Origin of the sequence: Rhodopila globiformis (assembly GCF_002937115.1) — a bacterium.
Taxonomy (GTDB): Bacteria; Pseudomonadota; Alphaproteobacteria; order Acetobacterales; family Acetobacteraceae; genus Rhodopila; species Rhodopila globiformis.
The window spans coordinates 1-5,644 of record NZ_NHRY01000218.1 but is presented as its reverse complement, the minus strand read 5'-3'; the positions used below and the strand labels follow the sequence as shown (position 1 = coordinate 5,644).

Sequence of the window (5,644 nt, the reverse complement as noted above, 5' to 3'; positions counted from 1 at the left end):
TGCTGGGCTGCGAGACCGGTGGCATCGCGCCGGCGTTCTCGGCGATCACCCAGGCCGGCGGGCTGACTCGCGCCGCCCGCGCCTGGCTGGCGGTCAGCGGCATCACCGCCGAGGAGGCGCTGGCCACCGCGCTGGCCGGCGGCCACCCGATCCCGTCGCATGGCGCCGCGGCGCATGCGGCGATGCATGATGCGGTGGCGCCGTACATGCACGCCATGCCGCCGCGCCCGGTGCCGCTGGCGGTGAAGGCCGCCCCGGCGCCGCGTCGCGACCTGCCCGGGCGGCGCAGCGGCTACACACAGAAGGCAGCCGTCGGCGGCCACAAGCTGTTCGTGCGCACCGGCGAGTACGAGGACGGCTCGCTGGGCGAGATCGTCATCGCCCTGAACAAGGAAGGCGCCGCGTTCCGTGGGTTGATGGACACGTTCACCCAGGCGGTCAGCATCGGCCTGCAGCACGGCGTGCCGCTGGAGCGCTTCGTCGAGGCCTTCACCTTTACCCGCTTCGGCCCCGCCGGCGTGGTGGAGGGCGACCCGGCGGTGAAGGCGGCGACCTCGCTGCTGGATTACGCGTTCCGCCACCTGGCGGCGAACTACCTGGGGCGGCACGACATCCCCGAGGCGGAGATCGAGGAGCCGGATACCGTCGGCCACGGCGCGCGCGAGCAGTCGCCGCTGCCGCTCGACCTGCCGGACGAGGCCTCGCCGCGCGCCCGCCGCCGCGGCTTGCGGGTGGTGTCGCGCTGAGCTGGGGACGTTGCTGCGCTGGCTTGGCGTGGCGTGCCGGCATGGGCGCTGAGGGCCTGATGCAGAATAACGGCTCCAGTTGCCGCACGGACGCCTCAACCGCCATCCACGCAGGCTGCGGTTATGAGCACCGCAAGACGTGGATGGCGGCCCGTCGGCGGGTCCCGAAGGCCAGCGCCATCTGCGCGAACCGGGAGAACGCCCGTCAGCCTGACGGTCACGCTATTTCTTTGTGGCTTAGCACTCCATTACATCAATTCGGTGACGTATTGCGCTGTCGCAATCGAACCCGGGAAGTTCGGCAGGCCTTGAGTTTGGCGATCAGAATGTACAAGACGCGGCGGATGGAGGACACAAACGGACTGCGTTTGGGAATGACGCCTCCTCCGCCTGAGCATGGAGCCTCTCACGCCGCTTCGAGCCATCCCAAATACGTGACTGTACTTATGAAATGGAGTATTAAGTCTCCTCTTATAGATCCGCCCCTCATTGATCAGAACGCCAACGCCTGCATTTACAGGCATAAACTGGGCTTTTCTGCGCTTTGGGATTCAAGACAATGAGGGGCGGCTCTATAGCTACAAAAAGTCCCAGAAGTAACTTTATGACACCATAATGAGTGACCTGAGGCTCCGCGGTTCGCCGATGCAGTCACGCCAAGATCGACATCAGCCTGATTCCCCCGGCCGTCTGTCTCCTGTATATGCCACCTGACGAAAGACAGGATGGCGGCAATGGTGGATCGAGCGACGAAGCGCGGGCGCGGACGCACCACCGTCAAGCTCGGAAGCGGTGCCAAACCGCCCCAGAAGCTTGGGCGCGGTCGGCAACCCAAGTACGACGAGCCGATGACCAGGGCGGATCGGCAATCGCCCTACGTCAGGGCCCGGCAGCGGGACCAGGCCGAGGTGGCCTATGCGCTGCGGGACACCTTGTGGCGTTCCAAAGCCACCCAGGCAGCCGTCGTCGCCGCCTACCGTGACACTCCATCAGGCGAGCGGCTGCGGCGCGGCCTCGCCCGCCTTCTCAATAGTAAAGCGACAGACGATCCGGCGGAGCAGGAGACGATGAAGGCAACGCGGGCGTTCTTCGATGGGCTGATGTCGTCAGATGACAGAAAATAGGCCGCGCCGGATGGTGCCCCCGGTCAGGTGGGCGACCAGAGTTTCGCGTCAGCCTCTTGCATTGAAAAAGCATAGTCGAATCAACGGGCCGCCGTTGTTGCGAACGTCGTGAATTCCGACGATCGCGCACGACCGTCGGGCGGGTTCACGGTTTCGGGGGCTGGCCGTCAACATGGATTGCCAAGAAAGGTCGAAAGGGTTTATTGTAGGTTTCAATAATATTGGGAGGGTTGTCACGTGACTGGTAAGACGTTCATCAATCGAAGAATATTCGTTGTTAGTATTCTTGGCGCCGGCACCGCAATCGCTACGCTCTTGCCGGACGTCGGCCATGCACAGATGGATCGGATCAAGGTTTCGATGGCGGCTTTGAAGGCCAAAACGGCGAAACTAGGCCCACCCAAGATCGAAGGGACCGCCCCCGTTGCCGGCAAGGATGTCCAGGCTTTGTATTTCGGCACGACCAAAATGAACAACTTCTTCGAAGTCGTCGATGAGGTTGTGAAGGAAAACGGTGGAACGGCGACTCTTTTCGTGAAGAACGGAAACGATTTCGTGCGTGTTGCGACAAACGTGAAAAAGGACGACGGCTCCCGTGCGATCGGTACGGTTCTCGATCCAAATGGCCCGGTATTCCCCATGATCCAGAAGGGTGATGCCTATTACGGTGATACGACCATCCTCGGGAAACCCTATATCACGGGTTACGATCCGATCAAGGACGCATCTGGTAAGGTCATCGGCATCTACTATGTCGGCTATCTGAAAGGCTAGGTTATAGCCGTGTCATCGTCAGGCCCGCACCGTGCATAGATCTTGAATTCTGCACTGCGTCGGCTTCGCGACCGTTGACTGCATGATGCAGTGTCCGCGCGGGCTGCGCCGAATGGCGCAGCCGCATAATCCATTTTGCGATAAAGCGAGCCGCTGGCACGTTCCATTACATGGGGTGCGTTCGACGCGGCGACGGATCAGGATCGCTGTCTGCGGGGCCGCTGCGGCGCCTTAGTACTTTCATTTCATAAGTACGGTGACGTATTTGGGACGGCTCGAAGCGGCATGAGAGGCTCCATGCTCAGGCGGAGGCGTCATTCCCAAACGCAGTCCGTTTGTGTCCTCCATCCGCCGCGTCTTGTACATTCTGATCGCCAAACTCAAGGCCTGCCGAACTTCCCGGGTTCGATTGCGACAGCGCAATACCTCACCGAATTCATGTAATGGGGTACTGAGTGTCTTTGTGTTGAAGCAGCAGAAGAGGCCGCACGGGCCTGTCCGTGCCCCACAGTCACCGTCCGTGCCGCTACAACCGTTGGCGTTAACACAAAGACATTAAGCCACCAAGAATGGTGTGTCCCGGCCCCCGTCTGACGATGGCCTTGCCTGCCACGGCGACACGGGGTGAGGCTTCGAACGTGACGAAACCAGTCTCATCCGGCTCCGAACCGCGGGAACACCCGCTGGGAGGCGGATGCCAAGGTGCATGCGGAAGCCGTCATTCCGGCGCGGCGCCCTGGCGCCCATGGGCTGGTGCCGGCGCTACTGGCCGGGACCGTCGTTGGCCAGGCGCAGCCGCGCGGCCTTGAAACCGGCGACGAAACGGGCAAGCGTGTCCGAGGTCGTGCCGCGCGGCAGCATCGCCTCGACCAGGCAGAAGCGCCCGCGCGTGGCGTGCGCCTCGGCCAGCGCGGCGGCCAGCTCCGCCCGCGTGGTTGCGCGCATGCCCCGGCCGCCGAGCGCCTCGGCCAGCCGCGCGAAGCCCCAGTCGTCCAGGTCGTTGAAGCGCGACTCCGGCTGGAACACGCGCAGCATCTCCCAGCTGGCGTTGTTGAACACGATCACGATCGGGTCCCAGCCGTAGCGGCGGCAGTTGCCCAGCTCGAACCCGGTCATCTGGAAGGCGCCGTCGCCGACGAGTATCAGCGGCCGCTCGCCGGTCGCCACCGCCACGCCGAGGCCGGCGGGCACGCCGTAGCCCATCCCGGCATAGTAGCCGGGCGCGACGAGGCGGGAGTTGGCGATCTCCATGGCGGTGAACAGGCAGTCGCCCATGTCGCAGGCAATCGGCATCGGCCCGTGCGCGGCGAACAGGTCGTTGACGGCGCAGGCGATGTCGGACGGGGTCAGCGGCGCCGCGTCGGCCGCCAGCCCGTGCGCATAGCGCGGCGGCGGGAACTGCTGCCCGGCCCGCTGCGCCGGCGCCGCGCGGGCCAGCAGCGCGTCGAGCAGGTCCGCGAGCGGCACGTCGGGATAGACGTGGTGGCCGATGCGCACCTCGCGGTTGGTTGCCAGGATCGCGCGGCGCATGTCGATCTTCCGCTCCGACACGGCGAAGTTGGTGTCGGAGAGGATGACGCCCAGCAGCAGCGGCGTGTCGGAGTCCTCGACCAGACGCGTGATGGCGGGCTGGCCGGCGGCGCCGAGATAGGTGCCGGCGATCACGTCCGGGCCCTGGCTGAGCAGGCCGCGCCCCATGAAGGTGGTGACGACCGGCAGCCCCAGCCGCCGCGCCAGCGCCGCCGCCGCACGCTCCACGCCGTAGCGGCGCAGTTCCACGTCCACCAGCATCACCGGCTGCTTCGCGGCGGCGAGACGGGCGAGGATCTCCCCGGCGCATTCGGCCAGCGCCTCGGGGTCGGCGCGGCGCGGCGGCAGGGGGGTGACGGACGCCGCGCCGGCGGTCACCAGGTCGCGCGGCAGTTCGAGATAAACCGGCAACGAGTATTCCCGCGCGGCCCGCAGCACGCGCGCGATCTCGGCGGCCGCGGCCGAGGGATCGAGCAGGTTGGCCTGGGCGCAGGTGATCTCGGTGAAGATGCGCATCTGGGTGTCGAGCGTGCGGGCCATGTGGTGCAGTTGCCAGCCGCTGGCGCGCTCATGCAGGCCGGGGGCGCCGGAGATGACCACCAGCGGCACCCGCTCGGCATAGGCGCCGGCGGTGGCGTTCACCAGGTTCAGGGCGCCGGCGCCCCAGGTGACGACGGCGACCGAAAGCCCCCCGTGGAAGCGGGCCGCGGCGTCGGCCGCGAAGCCCACTGCCGGCTCGTGGCTCAGGGTGTAGAAGGGCAGCGTGGCGCTGTCTTCGATCATCCGGCAGAACGGCAGCACGAAGTCGCCCGGGATGCCGAAGATTTCGCCGGCACCGTGGGTCTTCAGCGCATCCAGAAGGACCTGGCCGAGGGCTGGCATCCGATCACTCCTCGCTGGGGAGACAGACGTCTTGTCGCCGCATCGAAGCGCGTTTGCCGGGCGATGGATAGGGCCTGGATGATGCTGACGCGCGTGGCCTCTGCCCCGGCCTGGACATGCGGCCCGGCGGGTGCCGGTCCTCGCTCCGGCGTCATCAGCGGACCGTCCATTGCCGGATCGAGCCAGGGCAGAAGTTCTCCTTGAATATGCAGCCAGTATGTGGATAGTGTCTCCTTCAGCGACATCGCCTGCATCTTTTTTGTCTTCGTCGGTATATGGTCGTTTTGCAACTCCATCATACCACGAAACGGATGCAGGCGCCTCGCGAAATCCACACACTTTGCGGCGGAAAATCACGCTGTCAGCGTGATTTTGCAAGTGGCTCCCTGGCGACCTCGCTGCCGGCTGAGTTCTATCCGGCGCAAGAGGTACTGGCGGTGTATCGCTTGCGCTGGCAGATCGAGATCTGGCCGTCATGGTGCGTCTCAAGACTCACAAAAGGGTTGCGGGATAGTCATGCCATGCCGAAGCTGGCGCAGGCGGCTGAATTCAGCTTCATCGACGCGGATCAGCCACAGGCTGTGGCTC

The 5,644-nt window shown here is 65.1% G+C and carries 6 protein-coding genes; 4 read left to right on the top strand and 2 right to left on the bottom strand.

What is annotated here, in order from left to right; genetic code table 11:
- From CCS01_RS33870 to CCS01_RS20535, 3 genes are all read left to right on the top strand, one after another.
- Nucleotides 1–746, top strand: a 746-nt coding sequence (locus CCS01_RS33870; protein WP_456307612.1) for a TSCPD domain-containing protein, incomplete at its 5' end; no start/stop codon positions are given.
- 734 nt (nucleotides 747–1,480) lie between these two features.
- Nucleotides 1,481–1,870 carry a hypothetical protein gene (locus tag CCS01_RS20540; RefSeq protein WP_104520637.1) on the top strand — a complete coding sequence of 130 codons (390 nt, stop codon included), beginning with the start codon at nucleotides 1,481–1,483 and terminating at the stop codon, nucleotides 1,868–1,870.
- A gap of 237 nt (nucleotides 1,871–2,107) precedes the next feature.
- Nucleotides 2,108–2,644: a Cache 3/Cache 2 fusion domain-containing protein gene (locus CCS01_RS20535; protein WP_204848374.1), complete on the top strand. Its 537-nt coding sequence runs from the start codon at nucleotides 2,108–2,110 to the stop codon at nucleotides 2,642–2,644.
- Nucleotides 2,645–3,406: 762 nt separating this feature from the next.
- Here CCS01_RS20535 and ipdC read toward each other — a convergent pair.
- Nucleotides 3,407–5,056: an indolepyruvate/phenylpyruvate decarboxylase gene (gene ipdC, locus CCS01_RS20530; protein ID WP_104520635.1), complete on the bottom strand. Its 1,650-nt coding sequence runs from the start codon at nucleotides 5,054–5,056 to the stop codon at nucleotides 3,407–3,409.
- Entirely contained in the window at nucleotides 5,020–5,355 is a 336-nt protein-coding gene (locus CCS01_RS20525) for a hypothetical protein (protein WP_104520634.1), read from the bottom strand. The genes ipdC and CCS01_RS20525 overlap by 37 nt, the downstream gene beginning before the upstream one ends.
- 12 nt (nucleotides 5,356–5,367) lie before the next feature.
- Here CCS01_RS20525 and CCS01_RS33035 point away from each other — a divergent pair.
- The coding region (locus CCS01_RS33035; protein WP_146101869.1) for a hypothetical protein at nucleotides 5,368–5,644 on the top strand (277 nt) is incomplete at its 3' end.